The sequence below is a fragment of the Eubacterium uniforme genome (genome assembly GCF_900167115.1).
GTDB lineage: Bacteria > Bacillota > Clostridia > Lachnospirales > Lachnospiraceae > Eubacterium_S > Eubacterium_S uniforme.
The window spans coordinates 101,922-121,692 of the sequence record NZ_FUXZ01000010.1 but is presented as its reverse complement, the minus strand read 5'-3'; the positions used below and the strand labels follow the sequence as shown (position 1 = coordinate 121,692).

The window sequence follows — 19,771 nt, the reverse complement described above, 5'->3', positions numbered from 1 at the left end:
ATTCACAAATCTTTCTTAATACACTAATTAGCTTGCTAACTCTTTTCCTAATGCTGCAAGTTTAGCTTCCATATCACCATCCGGTGCATCCTGACAAATTGCATCCTCACCACCAATTACAGTAGCGCCTGCAGCTGTCATACGTTCAACCCAAGAACGCATCCATTCACCATCGCCCCATCCGTATGATCCGAATAAAGCAATTTTCTTTCCGCTAACATTTGCTTCAATAGCACTTACAAGAGGTTCCATTTCTTCCTCTTCAATTACTTCAGCCCCCATAGCTGGACTACCTAATGCATATACGCTTGCATTATTTAAATCATCTGCGCTAATTTCTGATGGTGTTACAACTGCTGCTTCCTTACCAGCTTCCTTAATTCCTGCAGCAATTGCATTTGCCATACTTTCTGTATTTCCTGTCTGAGACCAATATACAACATAAATTTTGTCCATTTCCAATGCCTCCTAATTAATCCTTTAACTAATCATTTGTAATTATAGTTCACAAGTTTTTTCAAATGATTCAGTTAGCATTTGCTAACTCGAATAGAGAATATCACGATAAAATCTATTCGTCAACACATAAATTCATTATTGATAAAATGTTATCAACTTATCTTGAAAAGTAACCATTTCCTTTGTTATAATTGAGAAGGTTATATCAAGAAGAAATAACCTTACTATTTATACGTATTATATCGGGAGGAATAAAATGAAAAAGAAAATTAGTACATATGCACTTGTTGCATTATCAACCTTTACATTATTTAGTTATACTCCATTTATAAATAATATGGAGTCTTCTCTATCTAAAACAGTATATGCTGAAGAAACAAAAACTGATAGTACTCAAACTACTACTAACTCAGAAGAAACAAAAAAAGATATTGTAATATCTGATGAAGTACAAAACAGTGCAAAAGTTGATAAAATATTTGAAAATAAAATCATAATTTCATTTAAAAGCGCAGCAAATGCTAATGCATACGAAGTAAACTATGGTAATAAAAAGACTTTAATAAAACTTAACGATTCACAAATCACTCAAGTAAAAGCTGGAACAGTAATTACACTTACTGCAACATTAAGTTTTGAAAAAGGAACATCCATTGATGATGATATTAAAATCTACCCAGTATTTACTGATGAAAAAGGCGAATATAAAATTGATACAAACTCAAAGTTTATCACATTAAAAAAAGAAGACATAAAGCTTATTCCTACTGCACCTAGCAAGGTGACTATTTCAGAATGTTATCCAACATTAAAAGAAGTTTTCCTATCATGGGATAGAGCAGCTTATGCAGATGGCGTGCAAATCAAAATATGTAACGCCAAAGGTAAAGTTATAAAAACTCAGAAGGTAAAATATAAAAAAGCAACTTCAAAATCAAGTTCATTAGAAATCAAGAAAATTGATAGTACAGCTTTTTATAAAATCAAAATCAGATCATATACAACTTTCAATGGAAAAAAAGTATATGGTAAATGGGCTACAAAGTACATAACTAACGCTCTTGATACTATTGCTACATCTGATTATAAAAACGGCTCAATTAAACTTTCTTGGAAAAAGGTTAAAGGTGCTACAAGCTATACAATTTATGCATCAACTAAAGGCACTAAGAACTTCAAAAAGATTAAAACAGTTAAGAACAAAGCAACTTCTTTCCAGGTAAAGAAAATCAAAAAAGAAGCATTAGTTAACGGAAAGCATTATTACTTCTATGTAACAGCAGATAAAAAATTCAAGAAGGAGATATTCTCCTCTCCACTTAGATATTCTGCTGAAGCTGTATTTATTAAATAGATAATCATCTAGATAATACAATTAAATATATAAATAATAACAATATATTATTTAAAGCAAAAAACATGTATCTATTAAAAATAGATACATGTTTTTTATGAATTATATTTTTTCTTTCAATAGTTATTTGTTAGTATCATTTTAATACTTACTATTAATACTTAACCTTAACAACTTTAGACCATAAGCTATATGTATTCTTACCACCATTCTTTACAAATGTTCTAATTCTAACATATACAGCCTTTTTCTTTTTAAATCTTAAAAATAATTTCTTATTCTTTAATTTTTTAATAATCTTCTTATAGCAGGATGATTTCTTTATATTTATAGTCTTAACATTCTTTTTAAACTTCTTGCTTGAAGATATAGCAATCTGGTAGCCATTAATATTCTTTACCTTCTTCCAAACCAATCTAAGTTTTCCCTTAGAATATCTAGCCTTCTTAATTGCTGATTTTTTTATAAGTTTAGAAGTATTTTCACAATCTGAAGTGTTCTTACCATCTAATTTATCATTAGTTACAACACTAATCTTTACATCACTCTTAGAATCATCTTTTTTATCTGTTTCATTATTATTATCTTCAATAACTTCATTATCTTTCTTTTCTGAAACATAATAATATACTTCTTTTACGCCTTTATAATCACCCTTACCAGTAATTACCATTTTTGCAATTCCAGTTTTTAAAACATCTTCACAAACTATATCCATATCCTCTTCTTTAAGTTCTGTACCAAATAAAGAAACCTTTATATTAGGTATTTCCCCATTTTCAGCGTGTATAACGTCATCTTCAAATGAAACTAAAGCCTCAGATACATCATTCTTTACACTCTTCTCAGAATAAGAAATAACTGTATCTTCTTTAATACAATAATCTACTGATTCAACCTCCATTCCTAAACCAGAAACATAATACCCTACGCTATCACCATTAAAATCCAAATACTTAAAAGAATTATTATACATTGCATAAATGTCTACATTCTTTGGAACAATTACAGTCTGTCCTTTTTCTACTTTACCACCATATACTTTTTCATCTAATTCATAATATAAATATATATATTCATCAACATTAGAAGTAACCTTTACACCTTCACCAGTATATGCCTGGAATGTTGTATTTTTATCAATTACTGTTCCACAATCATTCTCAACATTTTTACACTTTGGAGCACCTATTACTTTTAGATTTTCACATTCCTTAGCAATATTTTTCCCAATATGTAAACAACTAGGCAACTCTATATATTCCGCCTTCGGACATTTACCAAATGCTTCATCCCCTACATATGCACAACTAGTTAGTCTACTGCATGCAACATTATAATTCTTGCAATTATAAAAACAACGTGATCCTATATATTTAATTTGTCCTAGAAAATATACATGCTCTACCGGTGAATCAGCAAATGCTTCTTCACCAAGTTTTACTATATCCTCTGATATGACAAGGTCACCAACCTTAGCTTTTCTAAAAGCTCTATATCCTATCTCAGTTATTTTCTGTGCTTGTATTTCTAAACCGTCTCTTAAACTTAATAATCCAATATTTCCTTTAAATCCACATATTACTCCATCACGAACCAAGTAATCACTATCAAAAACTTCATTATCACCTATATATTCAGCCTTAGTAACATTAGAATTTAATAAACCTTCCTTTATAGCTATTGCTTTAATCTGTGCTTTATGTTCAACTATAATTGGTTCACTATACTTTATACCATTATTAACACTTGGTGTTGTATTGTCAGTTGTATAATATATACTTGCACCTTCGGTAGCACAAGATAATTTTACTTCTATCGGATTATCCTCTGGATTTCCACTTGAATGATCAAATATAACATCACTACATCTTTCACCATCTAAATAACTACCTAAATCTATAATACCACTACCGTAATTTTTATCAGCCACATACTCATCAACGTGCTCTTCAATAAACTCTTCAACCTGATTTACATCAAAATCTTTATGAAGCATCTTTACCATACAAATAGCACTAGTCACATAAGGTGTCGCCATTGAGGTGCCGCTCTCATAATTATATGTATCTAAATATCCATACATACTTTTATACGATGAATAAATAAAAACTCCTGGTGCACATACATCAACGCAATCTCCATAATTTGAAAAATCAGCAATATTTCCTTTATCATCACATGCTGAAACAGTAATGCACGCATCACTTCTTGATGGAGAACATTCATCTGCATTATCATTTTCATTACCTGCAGATACAACAACACTAATTCCATTATTTTTCGCATTCTTAATAGAATCTTCAACTAATGATGTAGTCCATGTTGCCTTACCGCCAAGACTCATATTAATTGCATCTACCCCCATTTCTACTGCATAATCAATTGCAGCTGAAATAGAAAGATCACTTCCCTTTCCATTTGCACCTAATGCCTTTATTGGGAGTATTTTAACGTTACTTGGAGTATTATCTACTATTATACCTGCAACATGTGTACCATGGCCATATTTATCATCAATACCTGGCTCCGAAAAGACAAATGAACGAGCTCCATCAACAATTCTATCTTCAAAAATACTATGTTTTGTATTAACCCCCGTATCAATTACTGCAACAACAACATCCTTCTTGTTAATATCTTTTGAACCCTTTATGTAATCAACTAAAAATGGACTTTCAATAAAATCACTCCCCCATGATAAATTATCTTTTCTCAAGAAATCATTTGCTGTATAGTCTTCACTATATACACTATTACGCTCCCAATTTATATCTGCATCCTTAACATAATATTCTTCATTAATATCATTTACGCCATATACATTCTCACCAGATACACTTTTTATTTCATTATTCTTTCTTAAATAATCATATGCTTCCTTTGTATCTTCTTCATCAGCAAATGATATCACACTATATCCACTATCAGTAACTAAAACATCTTTATCATCAATATGGTCTAATATATCCTTATCAACTTCTCCCTCAACTATTAATCTCTTAGTTTGAAATTCACTGCCTTTATCATCAAGTTCTAGATTCTCACTTCCGCTTTCAAATTCCATTAATTCATCATAATACTTAGTATCATTTTGATACTTAGCAGAATTTTGATACTCAGTAGCATTTACATTAATAGTCAAACCTAAAGAAGTACAAAGCATAATAGCTATAGCCTTTTTACCAAATTTCATCCATACACCTCTTCTCAAAAACGCCAAGGATATATCCCTGGCGTTCTTATATTAGTTTATTATTTTACTTCATAATCAAAACAGCTTCTAATCTTTGTATAAGGTCTAACCTTATTATCAGCTACTGCAACATGTTCAGGATGTGATGCATATACTGAAAGAGCAGCTCTATCTTCAAACATACTATCAAGCATTAAATCACCATTCGAACTTGATAAACCATCTGTATAAACCTTAATTCCTAGAAGTCCAGGTATTTTACCCTTAAGGCCCTCTAGTCCTTCCTTAATTGAAGCCTTAATCTCCTGTTTTTCCTTTTCGGAAAAATTATCCTTTAATGTCCAAATAATTACATGCTTTACCATAATATGTCTCCTTTCAAAAAATACAATAACTCTTTTGAACTTACTTATTCATATACTTAAATCCTGCATTTAATAAATAATTACTATCATTCCATCTGCCATTTTGATCACTACCTAAAACAACCGAAATAAACTTATTATTATTATCAGATGCCGAACCTACAAAACACTTTCCAGCTTCTCCTGTTGATCCTGTTTTTAATCCATCAACTTTTTTATTATAAAACTCTCCATTTTTATTCATAAGTTCATTAGTTGTCTGCCAAGTAACATCAAGTGATTTATCATAATATGAAGTACTAGCACAAATATCACTAATTACAATATTATTCTTTGCCATAACACCAATTCGTGCTAAGTCAATCGCTGTAACATACTGGCCTTCTGTATCATAGCCATCGGGTGTTTCAAAATTCACATTGACACATCCCATTTCTTCAGCATTCTTATTCATGTATTTAACACATTCATCAATGTACTTCTTAGCCTCATTGCTATCAGCCGCATACACATTTGTATCATCACATTCAGGGGCATATTCCCCATCTCTTGTATCAGTATTATATTCATAGATTTCACTATTTTCAAGTCTATCATATACTCGTAATCCTGTATAATATGCCAATGTATATGCAGCATCATTACCAGAACATAAAAGCATACCATTTAAAAGTTCATATACTGTATACTTTTCTCCCTCCTTGATACCACAAGCACTAGCATCTGCCGCCACGAATTCTTGTTCTTTACCAACTAAAACTTCTTCATCCAAATCTAAGAATTCCAATACCGTTAGAGCTGTCAATAACTTAGTTGTACTAGCTGGCGCTCTCTTTTCTAATCCATTCTTTGCATATAATATATCTAGTGAATCCAAATCAACTAAGAATCCTGCTTCCGCATTAATTTCTGAAGTTTTATCAAATTTAGAATATGTATAATCTACTGAACTTAACATATCATATTTATGTTTATCAAACGATTCAAAACTATCATCATCACTTAAATCATCTGTATCAACATCGCCGAGATCAAAGTTTTGATTAGAAACTTCATCAAGATTATTTTCAGTCTCAGTCATATCAGTATCATCTTCAGTTCCAGCCTGTTCATATCTATCATTTATACAATCAACATACTCATCTTCATTAGCAAATTTAACTGTTTCTAAATATTCATCAGCTGGATCAACAGGCTCCTTTGTTTCTGGTTCTGGTTCTGTTTCCGTCTCTGTTTCTGTCTCCGTTTTCGTTTCTGTTTTAGTCACTTTTTCAGTTGAAGTTTTTTCGGTATCCACAGCAACATTTTTACTAGTTTTCTTTTTTTCACCCTGTGTCTTTACAGCAAGACAAACCCCAATTACTGCCAAAACAAACAAAACGTATACCACAATATGTGTAATAATTTTCTTCACTCTCATACTCTTATTTCCCCATCTTTTGATTATTTTTCTTCAAAAATTGGATCATTAAAATTTATTCTATCCCACATTTCATTATCGATTTTTACATCATCTTTATAATTTTTTACAATCAAATCTATTTGCTGATTTAATAATTCTTTTTCTTTATCAGCCACTATTATGTCTGTAGCTTTTTCGTCATTATCATTAACACAATATATAACATAATTCTTTAAATCAGTATTTACGTTTACGCATTCACCAGTTTTCATAGAAAGACATGCAAGTTCAATCTTATCCCTATCTCGATCTCCTGCTCCAATTGTACCTTCAATTACTTCCTGTTTATACTTTGATGCGACATCAACTATTGTTCCGCCCTTATTAACTTCTGAGCATATCTTAACAGCTGTATTTGCTGCATCATCTCCTGATACTTCAATCAAATTGATACTAACCTGTCTGTATAATTCCTTATCAACTACAATATTATATTTTTCCTTAATATAATCACATATTTCCTCATACATTAGATATGTAGTAAAAATACTCTTTAAATCATTTTTACTAGCATCAACTTTACCTTTAAGCACATCAGAAGAATTTTTTTCGTAATTATCAACCATATCAGAAACATCCTTGTCCCTAATATCTGACTTGTTCACTTCAAAATCCTTAGAATGATTAATAAGTTTATACTTCTTAACCATATCCTCAAGTGTTTGATTCTTTACCTGTTCCTCTAAAGAAACTTTATTCTTTCCTTCACTCCAGTGGATATGTGCGCCTGAAGCCATGTAATAGTTTTCGTAACTAGCCTGCGCATTATAAGCATAATATCTTAGTATTCCAGGCGAAAGATTACTACTTCCTATTTTCATAGCCGTGTATTTTTCCTCTTTCTTTTTTTTACATGAAGCTAGAGAAAAACATAACGCTACAGTCATACATACAACTACAGTTTTCTTTAAAAACTTATTTACACTTTTTTTTGAATTATCATTCAAAACATACATACTATTTTTTCTCCAAATAACAGCAAATAATTAATTCTTTATTTCACCTAATTCTGAAATAATACAATTAATCATTTCAATTAACTCCTCACTACCATCCATGGCTCTACCCTTTCTATAAACAAGTCTAGGAGAAGCATCTGTAATGAGTTTTAACTTACCCTTAAATTTATCCAAGACTTCAGGAAATCTACTAACATCAAGTTCCGCCTTTTCATACAAAACAAATGTCAGTTCATTCAAGTTTCCTCTTATCTCTTTAATATATACATTATGCGCTTTTGCTTTAATATTTGCAACCTCTAACAAACTCAAGACTACTTTTGGAACATCACCATACCTATCAGTGAACTCATCAATGATATCATCTTTTTCATCTTCATTTTCAATGGCTGCAATCTTCTTATAAGCATTAAGTCTAGCAATCTCATCTTCAATGTACTTCTTAGGAATGTATGCATCTATAGGAATATCGATACTTGTTTCAAATTCAGATGGTATCTCTAATCCCTTAAACATGGCAACGGCCTGATTTAACATCTTACAATATAAATCATATCCAACCGCTTCCATATGTCCATGCTGCTCTGCTCCAAGAACATTACCAGCTCCTCTAATTTCAAGATCTCTTTTAGCTATCTTAAAACCACTACCAAGCTCAGTAAAATCCTTAATAGCCTGAAGTCTCTTTTCAGCAACTTCCTTTAAAATCTTATTTCTCTTATACATCAAGAATGCATATGATGTTCTATTCGATCTTCCAACTCTCCCCTTTAACTGGTATAGCTGCGAAAGTCCAAATCGATCCGCATCCTGTATAATCATGGTATTAACATTTGATATATCAAGACCAGTTTCAATAATAGTTGTTGAAACTAATACATCTATATCACCATTCATAAAGTCATACATAACCGATTCAAGCATTCTCTCACTCATTCTTCCATGAGCAATTGCAATATTTGCATCAGGAACTAACTTTTGAAGTTTGCTTGCAATATCCTCAATATTATTAACTCTGTTATGTACATAATACACCTGACCATTTCTTGAAAGCTCACGATTAATGGCTTCTCTTACCATTTCATCGTTATACTCCATAACAAATGTCTGTACAGGCATTCTATCAACTGGAGGTTCGGATAATACCGACATATCCCTTATTCCAATCATGCTCATATGAAGTGTTCTTGGAATAGGAGTTGCACTTAAACATAACACATCAATATTATTTTTTAGTTCCTTGATTTTCTCCTTATGTTTAACACCAAATCTCTGTTCCTCATCAATAATCAAAAGACCTAAATCCTTAAACTTAACATCCTTTGATAAAACCCTGTGAGTACCAATTAATATATCAACAAATCCCTTCTTCAAATCAGCAAGGGTATTCTCAACCTGTTTCTTTGTTCTAAATCTTGAAAGTTCATCAACTCTAACAGGAAAATCCTTAAACCTACTAGCAAATGTATTGTAATGCTGCGATGCAAGTATGGTTGTAGGTACTAAGAACACAACCTGTTTTCCATCCTGTACGGCCTTAAATGCAGCTCGAATTGCCACTTCAGTTTTTCCGTAACCAACATCACCACATATAAGTCTATCCATGGTCTTCTTACTTTCCATGTCAGACTTAACTGCATCTATTGCATTGAGCTGATCATCAGTCTCCTCGTAAGGAAACATCTCTTCAAATTCCTTTTGCCATAATGAATCCTCAGAGAAAGCAAATCCTTCACTATTCTCTCTAGCGGCATAAAGCTTTATTAAGTCAGCAGCAATATCCTTAACAGCACTTTTAACTCTGCTTCTGGTTTTAGACCATTCCTGTCCACCTATCTTATTAAGCTTAGGTGCCACACCTTCAGCACCTGAATATTTAGCTACTTGATCAAGGTCACTTGCAAGAACATGAAGTGAACTTCCACCATCATAATCTATCTTAATGTAGTCCTTAATTATCCCCTTAACTTCAGCCTTAACTATTCCTCTATATACACCGATACCATAACTTTCATGAACAACATAATCCCCAATGTTAAGACTACCAAAGTCCGTAATTACATCACCAGATGCCTTCCTATGTCTCTTCTTTTTCTTAACGGTACCATATATGTCATTTTGAGATATTAATACAAATTTTAAGGATGGATATACAAAGCCTCTATGAAGATTACCATACCTAACCATAATCTCACCTGCAGCTGGAATTCTATCATCCTCAGTGTAGAAAGCATTAATATCATATTCTCTTAAATTACCTGCAAGTCTTTCCGCCCTTGTTTTTGAAGCAGAAAGAATCATAATTCCATATTTCTGTCGCTTATAAAACTCAATGTCTCTTATAAGCATTTCATAATCATTGTTATATACAACCGTATTATTGGTTTCTACATTTATCTTTTCCTTACACTTTATCTCATTAATCTTTTGATCAAGTGCTGTGAAAAACAATGATTTTCTTTTGGATAAAAAACTTATTATATCCGAAGGAGTATATAGATTCTTCATCTGTCCTGGAAGCATGTATCCATCATCAAGTCTATGTTTTGAACTATCTAAAAACTCTTCCCATACCACATTAAGATGTTCAAAACTTCTTGCTGGCTCTTCAACACAAATAATTGCATCATCATCAAAGTAATCAAAAAAATTCGAAGTTTCATTTGTAAAATAATTTACAAATGCATCCTTGTTAATTCCCTTTGCATCTAAATCAAGTAACTCAAGAAATTCCTTAATTGTCACTTTAAGTCTATGTGCCTGTTCAGTCTTTAATTCATCTCTTAACGTATTATACGTTTTCTTTAATTCAGCCTCAATCTTCTTAACACCAGCCTGAATTTCATCAGGAGTATACATATACTCTGTTGCTGGATAAATTTGAACTTCTTTTATGTTTTCTATTGTTCTTTGTGTACTTACATCAAAAACTTTTATATTATCAATTTCTGTATCCCATAAATCAATACGATATGGATTATCACTTTCAAGTGGAAATATATCTATAATACTTCCTCTAATAGCACACTGTCCCTTGTCTTCAACTTGTGAATTAAATTCATAACCAGTTCTAACAAGAACACTTCTAACTTCATCTAAATCAACTTCTCCACCTACTTCAAAAGAGAGTATTGAACTTTTAAGTCTTTCAGCTGGAAGAAGTTTATCCATAAATGCATCCATTGTTGTAACAATAGTAATATTCTCCCCACGTATCAGACTTCTAAGTGCCTTCATTCTCTCTTTCAAAAGAAGGTTCCCATGAATATCTGCATTATAAAATATAAAATCCTTAGCTGGATATACATGAACGTTATCCTCAAAATATGAAGCATCTTCTGCTATTTGTCTTGCTCTTTTTTCACTATGTGTAATAATAATTCGTTGCTTAACATCCTTAGAAATAGACATAACGAAATGGACAAACTGGCTTTCAGAACACCCGTTTATCTGCATCGGCATATGACCCTTACCCATATGATATTTTGTCTCGCTATATCCGTACAAACCTTCAATAAGCCCATATAACGCCTTCATATTAACCACCTTTATTGAAAACCTGAACATAGTAGCATTTTGCAACTAACTATAAAATACAAACATTCATAACTTGCTTAATTATACTTATTCATTGCAGTCTGAATGTCCTCACTCATCATAACAACTGCTGCTGATGCAGCATCATTAATCGCCGCATCAACTGCACTTCTATCTTTTTTATCAAACTTTCCAAGTACATGCTTAACAAGATCACCCTCATTAGCACCCACTCCAATTTTAATTCTTTTAAATTCCTGAGTACCCAAATGAGCAATAATATTCTTAATTCCATTATGCCCACCAGCACTTCCTTTAGCCCTAATTCTTATATGGCCAACATCAAGACTTATATCATCGTATAAAACAATCAATTCCTCTGTAACATCAACCTTGTAAAAATCGCAAACTGCTTTTACCGATTCACCACTTAAATTCATGAACGTTTGTGGCTTAACGATAACAACTTTCTTTCCATCTATGACACCAGTCCCACATAAAGCCTTATGTCTTGCCGTATTAACCTTAATATCAAATCTTTTTGCAATCTCATCAACTGCATCAAATCCTATATTATGTCTTGTTCCTTTATATTTATCCGTTGGATTTCCAAGTCCCACTATAACGTACATAAATATCCTCTTTCTAACTAATTATTATTTATATCTAAGCATCAAAAGCGCAACCTTCAACTTAGTAATCATATTACCTTCCTGATTGATTTTATGTGCTATTTTACTAATTAGTTTATATAATTTTTTTCTTTCTTCTGATGATATATCTGCATTCTTACTATATTTAGCTCTATCTATTAAAGCATAAACCTGTTTAACAAGACTTTCATTAACACCAAATTCTTTTATAATTCTACTAATGCTATTATTTCTATCATAGTTTTCAGTAATATTTATGTTTTTAATCTTACACAATTTAATAAGATCCACTTCATACCTATCAATTGTAAAATATGCAAAAGTATAAAAATACTTTTTCAATAAATATTTCAATAAAAATCTTATAACAATTGCTAATAAAATTATTATTACTAAAGCTGTAATAATAGTAAGAATAACTCTAACTACAGCCTGCGCACTAACCTTATGTGTCTTTTCTTCAACCTTTTTTGTTGTAGCTTGTTTTGTTGTAGGCTGATTATTCTTTTTAGTTGTTAATTGTTTTTTTGTAGTTGTTTCGTTCCTGTTAGTTGATTTATTCTCTGTAGTTGTTTCTTGTTTTGTCTCATTTTGAGTATAACCCGAACCACTTCCAACTGTAACTTCTATAGGAATCCAACCTACATTTGGAATAAAAATTTCCGTCCATGCATGACTATCATTATTCTTAACTTCTAATTTTTTATTGCCTTCATATGAACTTGGCAAGTCTACTGCATATCCTTCTACATATCTTGCTGCAATACCCATCTTTCTAAACATAAGTGTTGCAGTTGTTGCATAATACATACAATATCCCTTTTTCTTCATAATGAAGTAATCAACAGAATCCATATCATCAGGAGTTTTACCTGGTTTCAAGTCATATTTATAATTAGAAAAATAATTTAAAACATAATCAACATATGGTTCTATTCCAATTTCTTTATCATATCCACGCCCAACAAGATCAATTTTTTCACCATCAACATCTACTTCCATGGTTTCAAACTCATTATAAAAACGTGGTATATCAGTAAACCCTGGAATATCCATATTATTCTCCATAAAGATATTATCAGATTCATATCTATATGCACTCTGATGATCAGCAGAATCAATTGACTCCTCCGTAGCGAAATGTTCAGCTATATTCTTCTTTATGTATTTTGCTTGTTTATAAAAACTAGTCTGATTATCCTGTGAAATAAACTTATGTCTGTATGCAGAATAGTTTCCTGATTCATAATAATCTGATAATTCAGATATCACACGGCCACTATCCATAATTTCATCTGCATATGATGTATCAAAATCCGGTTCTATGTAATAAGGATGAAATCTAGTTGCCCTATTAAACTTATCGGTTATTTCAATCATGCCACTTATACTTTTTTTATCGACTTTTTCTACCACACCAGCCATACTATTAAAGTACATAGGAAATTTACTTGTATAATACTCATCTATATTACTATCACCAATTGAATCTTCAGGTTCATATAGTGTGTTCTGCCATCCATTATTATTATATGTATCATATGCCTTACCTTTTAAGTAAAGTCTATTTCCAAACTTATTTATACCATCATAGAAAATATTCATTTCTAATTCAGGTTTCTTGGTAAGTTTTAATTCGCTAACATTTCCAATTTTTGGATCAGTATTAAACGCAATGTTTCCACCATTAAATACATCGTTCACATCAAAAGCCTGCTTATGTCCACCAGTAAGTTTAACTTTAGCAAATTCTTCTATTCGATGAGATACATCATTCTTTATAGTTTGTATTTTTTCAGGATTATGCAAACCCTTAGGAACTAACATATTAACTAGTAAAACAATAATAAGAATACACGGTATACCGCAAATAATCGTGTTAAAACTTACCCTTTTAGCGACTATTTTTCTTCCGTCATTTCCATTACTAGATACTAATAAAATAAACAAATAAATGCCTAGCAATATAAGAAAATGCATTGACAAATAAACACTTATAATAAGAATTCCAATAACAAAAGGTAGCATAAAAAGATATGATATTCCCACTTCTATTTTCTTTCTATTAATGAAAAGAAAAACAAAAATCCATATCATACCAAATAACACTAACGCATCACCAACCAACTGATGTTTCGATACACTCTTTTCAAAAGTCTCCACACCAGAATAATTATTATCTATCTGACTTGCAACATTATCTGCTAATCTAAGCATTCCTTTTTTTAAAAATTCCCAGTTACTATAAGCTCTTAAAACTAAATAGACCGATATGATCGAGTATGCGATATTCCTTTTTTCTTTCAAAAAACAAATTAACACACAACAAATAATTGTAAAAAATATCAACTTAATTACTACTCCTGGTGCATCATAATTCATTCTAGAATTATCCATGATACCAAAAATAGTTGCTAAACATCCACATAAACCAATAAGTCCAACTACAATAACCCACTTTATTTCATCCATATTAGGATTACTTGAAACAGATACTGGTTCATATGCATCCATGTCCATATAACATGCTCCAATTGTTTGATTAATTTGATTTTGAATCAATTTTTCTTTATTTTTTCTTTTTCTAGACATTTCTCATAACGCCCTTTTCTTTTCCTATAATTTCTATTGTTGATCCTCTTGTAATTTTTTCAATTGAATTTTTAACGTCATTCATGTCACTAACTGTAATGTAATATATACGATCAAATTTCACCTTATGATGTCTTCTTATGTACTCATAAACTGAAACTGTTTCATCAATAAATTTTGTATTAAGAAGATTTTTAACTGCTTCTTTTAATTCATATTCATCTTTTGGTTTATATGCTACAATATCATTTTTATCACTCCAGCATATAGTGAACTTTATATTATTTTGAATTAAGCAATATGACACATTCATCAATTCCTCTAAAAGTTTATCTACCAGATTTAATAATTCTTCCGAATTTCTATTCTTGCCATCAGCTAGCCCACCAAAATCAACATAAATGAGTTTTTCATTATCGAGTGGTTTAGAAAACTCCTTAACCACCATAAAATCTCTCTTACTACTTAATTTCCAATGAATATCTCTAATATTATCGCCTTCTCTATACTCTCGTATATCAAAAACTTCACTTCTATCATTACCTTTTTCATTGTCATCAAACTGGTAAATATCATCATCTTCATTCGCTTCTGGAATTGCAAAATTATAATCTTTGTCAATTTTAGGTAATATCATAATATTTGATATCATTTCTGGATAAAATGTTATTTTAAATAATCCTAAAAATGAATATACAGTCATTTCCTTTACACATAAATTAATACAACCATAATGTGAAGTATGTAATTCAAAGGTATGCACAATTGTATCATATCCTGGAACTGAAGTTACTAATTTATTCTTTATAACATCTGAATAAAAACCATTTCCATATTCAAATTTAAACCTTAAAACTCTTATTGGTATATTACTAACATTATCAATTCTAAACTCAACCGGAGTTACCTTGCTTCTAATATCAACATGGCTTCTGGTACTAATAGTAATACGTATCTTTTCGCGATAATGTCTAAACACCATGTAATCAATTACAATGCCAACAAGCAATGCAATGATACAATTAAACATATATCTTTCAATGAACATAATATACACACTAAACAAAAGTATTATGCCCAAAAGATATAAAAGCCTATTCTTCCACATATTACTTTTTATCCCTCACTAACAGGAGCAATAACCTGACTAATAATTCTGTCAATTGCATCCCTTGATTTTATTTCTCTACCACCAACCATATTCATAACAAGTCTGTGACCTAAAGTATCGTGAACCACAGCAATAACGTCATCTGGAATAACATAATTTCTTCCCTCAAGATATGCATATGCTCTTGACATTGCTGCAAGCGCAACAGAACCTCTAGGACTTGCACCAAGCTTAATATCATTATTCTTTCTTGTTGCACTAACAATATCAACCATGTACTTATAAACTCTATCATGAATAAATACTTCTGATACTTCTTTTTGCATATTAGCAAATGTCTGTGGATCCGTTATTGACACAACATTATCTAAAGAATTACCTGCTTCTTTAGTTTTTAACATACTAATTTCATCATCTACTTTAGGATAACCAATTGATAATCTAATCATAAATCTATCAAGCTGTGATTCTGGAAGCATATGCGTACCAACAGAACCCTCAGGGTTCTGAGTTGCTATTACCATAAATGGATTATTTAACTTATAAGAAACACCATCAACAGTAACTTTCTTTTCTTCCATTGCCTCTAATAAAGCTGACTGTGTTTTAGCAGAAGTTCTATTAATTTCATCTGCTAATAACAAGTTACAGAATATAACACCAGGTTTGTACTTGAATTCATTTTCAGCCTGATCAAAAATCGTAAAACCAACAACATCACTAGGCATAACATCCGATGTAAACTGAATTCTGTTCTGTTCAAGATTCATAGCCTTAGCAAATGCAATTGCCATCGTTGTTTTTCCTACTCCCGGAATATCATCTATCAAAATATGACCACCTGCTAAAAAGCAAGTCAACACTTTCTTTACAACTTCTTCCTTTCCAATAATAACCTTGTTAACTTCCTTGATAATTTCATGAGCTACCTCATATCCGTTCATAATTTCCTCCTAAAATAAATTATTCTTTAATCTTTTTTGTCCCGCATTATTCTTTATCAAACTCATTTATATTATATATAAATGAGTCTTCAGATTTCTTAAAAAATTATTACAATTTACTTAAAATGTAAATTTCCACTCACTATGCTAGTATATCATAAATTGTCAATTTATTAAACATCATTATATAAACAAACAGGCTAATAATCCGTTACAATAAAACCCTTTTTTCAACCCAAAAACAGCTATGGATAAACCATAGCTGCTTTCGTGTAAAACCTTAAGTTTTACTTTATCAACAAATAGGGTAACCAAACCACTGGTCACACTCTTTATTACCGAACTTTACTCTATCGGCTGTTCATCATCTTCCTCTAAAGCTTTCTCATAAGCCTCTAAGATGAGGTTCTGGATAGACGTCCTAGTTTCAGTATTTATAGGGTGTGCAATGTCCTTATACTCTCCGTCTGACGCCTTTCTACTAGGCATAGCGATGAATAATCCTCTTTCACCGTCAATAACCTTAATATCATGTACAACGAATTCATCATCAATTGTGATAGACACGATAGCTTTCATCTTGCCGTCTTTTGTCATCTTCCTAACTCTTACATCTGTAATCTTCATTTTACAATCCTCCTAATTACGTTTGATTACATTGTGTATCTTGCATTTTCTTCAATAACGATTTTGATTTCTCCATCTTCGCCTATGAATGTTGAATTTGCATTGATAGTATCCCTACTTTCAACTATGCAATTCTCAATGTGTGTATTATCTCCGATATAAACATCGTTAAGGATAATCGAGTTTTTAATTACGCAGTTATTTCCAATATAGGCTTTCTTGAAAAGAATAGAATCTTCTATCTTTCCATTAATTATACAACCACTTGAAATAAGACTGTTCTTCACTTCTGCTCCTGGGTTATATTTTGCAGGAGGCAAATCGTTTACTCGTGAATATACATCTGGATATTGTTTAAAGAAATAATCTCTTATATCTGGTTTTAGGAAATCCATATTTGTACTGAAATAATCCTCAACCGTTGAAATATTTCTCCAATATTCTTCCATAATATATGAGTATATTCTCTTTGACTTTTTATACTTAAGAATTACGTCATTTACTAAATCGTATCTATCTTGTGCCACGCACTTTTCGATAAGTTCAATAAGTAATCTTCTTCTAATTACATATATACCTGTTGAAACTAATCTATTGCTAGCTTCATCAGGTTTTTCTTCAAAGTCAGTAATTCTTCCGTCATCATCTATTTGTACAACACCAAACCTTGTAACATCCGAATCCTCAGATAATTCTTTACAAACAATGGTAATGTCCGCCTGCTTGTCAACGTGCTGAGTTAAAACTTTATTATAATCAAGTTTATATACAGCATCACCTGTTGCTATTACAACATATGGCTCGTGACTACTTTTCAAAAATCCAATGTTCTGATGAATAGCATCCGCCGTGCCTCTATACCAGAATCCATTATCGGATGTTATTGATGGCGTAAATACATATAAACCACCTTGTTTACGACCAAAGTCCCACCATTTCGATGAACTTAAGTGTTCGTTCAATGACCATGCGTTGTACTGTGTCAGAACTGCTACCTTCTGAATATGTGAATTTGTCATGTTACTAAGTGTGAAGTCTATGCTTCTGTAACTACCTGCCACAGGCATAGCAGCAATTGCTCTCTTTAATGAGAGCTCTTTCATCCTGTAGTTATTACCACCAGCTAAAATAATTCCTATCGCTCTCATCAAATCTCACCTGCCTTAATTATATAGTCTCCAGCAGCTAGTTCTCCATCTGTATAATCTGACAAATCTGTCTCTCCAGAGATAGCTGTATTCTTTCCGATTTTTACTCCGTCCGGAATAACGGAATTCTCACCAATCACTGCCAAATCAAAGGCATATATCTTGGTACTCAACTTGCTAGGTGCTGACTCTCCAAATCCAATTTCACAGTCCTTTCCAACAACTGTACGCTCAGCAATAATTGATTTGTCAATCTTCGTTCCTGACTTAATCACACTACCTTGCATTATAATTGAATCCTTTACAACTGCACCTTCCTCTATGGTGACATCAGGACTAATAACCGAGTTATAAACCTCTCCACATATAGTACATCCTTCACCAACTATGCTTTTTTCTATTACAGAGCTTCCTGCAATATACTGTGGTGGAAGCGAATCACTCTTTGTATAGATTTTCCAAAATTCTTCATATAAATTGAAATCTGGAACAATATCTATAAGTTCCATATTAGCTTCCCAGTATGAACCTAATGTTCCTACATCTTTCCAGTATCCCGTATATTCATATGAGAATATGCGTCTTCCCTGTTCGAAACAATATGGAATAATATGCATACCAAAATCGCAGTTCTGCTGATCCTTTAATTTTATTAAAGCCTCTTTTAGAACTTTCCAATTAAAAATGTAGATACCCATAGAAGCCAAATTGCTCTTTGGATGTTCAGGTTTTTCCTGGAATTCGGTAATTCTATTGTTATCATCTGTGACTACTACACCAAATCTACTTGCCTCTTCAATCGGCACTGGCATAGCTGCAATGGTTACATCTGCTTCATTAGCCTTGTGGTAATCAAGCATCACTTCGTAATCCATCTTATATATATGGTCTCCTGAGAGTATCAGTACATAATCAGGATTATACGTTTCCATGTACTCGAGATTCTGGAAAATCGCATTAGCTGTTCCTGTGTACCAATCAGTGTTTTCACTTTTTTCATATGGTGGAAGTACTGTAACTCCTCCTATGTTCCTATCAAGATCCCACGGAATACCAATTCCGATATGAGCATTTAACCTTAAAGGCTGGTACTGTGTTAATACACCTACCGTATCAATGCCCGAATTAATACAGTTACTTAACGGGAAGTCGATAATACGATATTTACCCCCAAAAGCAACTGCAGGCTTTGCAACTTTTGCTGTCAATACGCCAAGTCTGCTTCCTTGCCCCCCGGCAAGTAACATTGCAATCATCTCTTTTTTTATCAATTCAACCACCTCATCTGTTAGTAAAATATATTTTCAGTACTACTATTATAGCACATTTTCCAAAAAAATATATGGTAAACAAGCCATATTTTT

Annotated in this window: 14 protein-coding genes; 1 reads left to right on the top strand and 13 read right to left on the bottom strand. The window is 31.8% G+C overall.

Annotation, left to right across the window (positions count from 1 at the left end):
- Window positions 1-27: 27 nt before the first annotated feature.
- The gene (locus B5D16_RS08845; protein WP_078766627.1) at window positions 28-456 is read right to left on the bottom strand and encodes a flavodoxin; all 429 of its coding nucleotides are present in this window, start codon (window positions 454-456) and stop codon (window positions 28-30) included.
- 259 nt (window positions 457-715) lie between these two features.
- Here B5D16_RS08845 and B5D16_RS08840 point away from each other — a divergent pair, with 259 nt between their 5' ends.
- Window positions 716-1,813 carry a fibronectin type III domain-containing protein gene (locus B5D16_RS08840; protein ID WP_078766626.1) on the top strand — a complete coding sequence of 366 codons (1,098 nt, stop codon included), beginning with the start codon at window positions 716-718 and terminating at the stop codon, window positions 1,811-1,813.
- 154 nt (window positions 1,814-1,967) lie between these two features.
- Here the strand turns inward: B5D16_RS08840 and B5D16_RS08835 are convergent, their stop codons facing one another.
- The 12 genes from B5D16_RS08835 to B5D16_RS08780 form a co-directional block, all read right to left on the bottom strand.
- Window positions 1,968-5,009 carry a S8 family serine peptidase gene (locus B5D16_RS08835; protein ID WP_078766625.1) on the bottom strand — a complete coding sequence of 1,014 codons (3,042 nt, stop codon included), beginning with the start codon at window positions 5,007-5,009 and terminating at the stop codon, window positions 1,968-1,970.
- Between the two features lie 59 nt (window positions 5,010-5,068).
- A complete protein-coding gene (locus B5D16_RS08830; RefSeq protein WP_078766624.1) occupies window positions 5,069-5,374 on the bottom strand; it encodes a Dabb family protein in 306 nt (101 codons plus the stop codon).
- A 40-nt stretch (window positions 5,375-5,414) separates the two neighbouring features.
- Complete coding sequence (locus B5D16_RS08825; protein WP_078766623.1) at window positions 5,415-6,794, bottom strand: D-alanyl-D-alanine carboxypeptidase family protein; 1,380 nt, start codon at window positions 6,792-6,794, stop codon at window positions 5,415-5,417.
- Between the two features lie 23 nt (window positions 6,795-6,817).
- Window positions 6,818-7,792, bottom strand: coding sequence for a hypothetical protein (locus B5D16_RS08820; RefSeq protein ID WP_078766622.1), 975 nt, complete (start codon window positions 7,790-7,792; stop codon window positions 6,818-6,820).
- Window positions 7,793-7,822: 30 nt separating this feature from the next.
- A complete protein-coding gene (gene mfd / locus B5D16_RS08815; RefSeq protein WP_078766621.1) occupies window positions 7,823-11,332 on the bottom strand; it encodes a transcription-repair coupling factor in 3,510 nt (1,169 codons plus the stop codon).
- Window positions 11,333-11,409: 77 nt separating this feature from the next.
- The gene (gene pth / locus B5D16_RS08810; RefSeq protein WP_078766620.1) at window positions 11,410-11,964 is read right to left on the bottom strand and encodes an aminoacyl-tRNA hydrolase; all 555 of its coding nucleotides are present in this window, start codon (window positions 11,962-11,964) and stop codon (window positions 11,410-11,412) included.
- A 24-nt stretch (window positions 11,965-11,988) separates the two neighbouring features.
- Entirely contained in the window at window positions 11,989-14,577 is a 2,589-nt protein-coding gene (locus B5D16_RS08805; protein WP_078766619.1) for a transglutaminase-like domain-containing protein, read from the bottom strand.
- Window positions 14,570-15,607, bottom strand: a complete 1,038-nt coding sequence (locus tag B5D16_RS08800) for a DUF58 domain-containing protein (RefSeq protein ID WP_159444353.1) — start codon at window positions 15,605-15,607, stop codon at window positions 14,570-14,572. The genes B5D16_RS08805 and B5D16_RS08800 overlap by 8 nt, the downstream gene beginning before the upstream one ends.
- 86 nt (window positions 15,608-15,693) lie before the next feature.
- Window positions 15,694-16,632 carry an AAA family ATPase gene (locus B5D16_RS08795; RefSeq protein ID WP_078766617.1) on the bottom strand — a complete coding sequence of 313 codons (939 nt, stop codon included), beginning with the start codon at window positions 16,630-16,632 and terminating at the stop codon, window positions 15,694-15,696.
- A 345-nt stretch (window positions 16,633-16,977) separates the two neighbouring features.
- The gene (spoVG, locus tag B5D16_RS08790; RefSeq protein ID WP_078766616.1) at window positions 16,978-17,259 is read right to left on the bottom strand and encodes a septation regulator SpoVG; all 282 of its coding nucleotides are present in this window, start codon (window positions 17,257-17,259) and stop codon (window positions 16,978-16,980) included.
- Between the two features lie 26 nt (window positions 17,260-17,285).
- On the bottom strand, window positions 17,286-18,407 hold the full coding sequence (gene glgD, locus B5D16_RS08785) for a glucose-1-phosphate adenylyltransferase subunit GlgD (RefSeq protein ID WP_078766615.1): 1,122 nt from the start codon (window positions 18,405-18,407) through the stop codon (window positions 17,286-17,288).
- Window positions 18,407-19,678, bottom strand: coding sequence for a glucose-1-phosphate adenylyltransferase (locus tag B5D16_RS08780; RefSeq protein WP_078766614.1), 1,272 nt, complete (start codon window positions 19,676-19,678; stop codon window positions 18,407-18,409). Before B5D16_RS08780 ends, glgD begins: the two co-directional genes overlap by 1 nt.
- Window positions 19,679-19,771 lie beyond the last annotated feature (93 nt).

Coding starts and splice junctions, on each gene's coding strand:
- B5D16_RS08845 (WP_078766627.1), bottom strand. CDS start 456: ATGGACAAAATTTATGTTGTATATTGGTCTCAGACAGGAAATACAGAA.
- B5D16_RS08840 (WP_078766626.1), top strand. CDS start 716: ATGAAAAAGAAAATTAGTACATATGCACTTGTTGCATTATCAACCTTT.
- B5D16_RS08835 (WP_078766625.1), bottom strand. CDS start 5,009: ATGAAATTTGGTAAAAAGGCTATAGCTATTATGCTTTGTACTTCTTTA.
- B5D16_RS08830 (WP_078766624.1), bottom strand. CDS start 5,374: ATGGTAAAGCATGTAATTATTTGGACATTAAAGGATAATTTTTCCGAA.
- B5D16_RS08825 (WP_078766623.1), bottom strand. CDS start 6,794: ATGAGAGTGAAGAAAATTATTACACATATTGTGGTATACGTTTTGTTT.
- B5D16_RS08820 (WP_078766622.1), bottom strand. CDS start 7,792: ATGTATGTTTTGAATGATAATTCAAAAAAAAGTGTAAATAAGTTTTTA.
- mfd (WP_078766621.1), bottom strand. CDS start 11,332: ATGAAGGCGTTATATGGGCTTATTGAAGGTTTGTACGGATATAGCGAG.
- pth (WP_078766620.1), bottom strand. CDS start 11,964: ATGTACGTTATAGTGGGACTTGGAAATCCAACGGATAAATATAAAGGA.
- B5D16_RS08805 (WP_078766619.1), bottom strand. CDS start 14,577: ATGTCTAGAAAAAGAAAAAATAAAGAAAAATTGATTCAAAATCAAATT.
- B5D16_RS08800 (WP_159444353.1), bottom strand. CDS start 15,607: ATGTTTAATTGTATCATTGCATTGCTTGTTGGCATTGTAATTGATTAC.
- B5D16_RS08795 (WP_078766617.1), bottom strand. CDS start 16,632: ATGAACGGATATGAGGTAGCTCATGAAATTATCAAGGAAGTTAACAAG.
- spoVG (WP_078766616.1), bottom strand. CDS start 17,259: ATGAAGATTACAGATGTAAGAGTTAGGAAGATGACAAAAGACGGCAAG.
- glgD (WP_078766615.1), bottom strand. CDS start 18,407: ATGAGAGCGATAGGAATTATTTTAGCTGGTGGTAATAACTACAGGATG.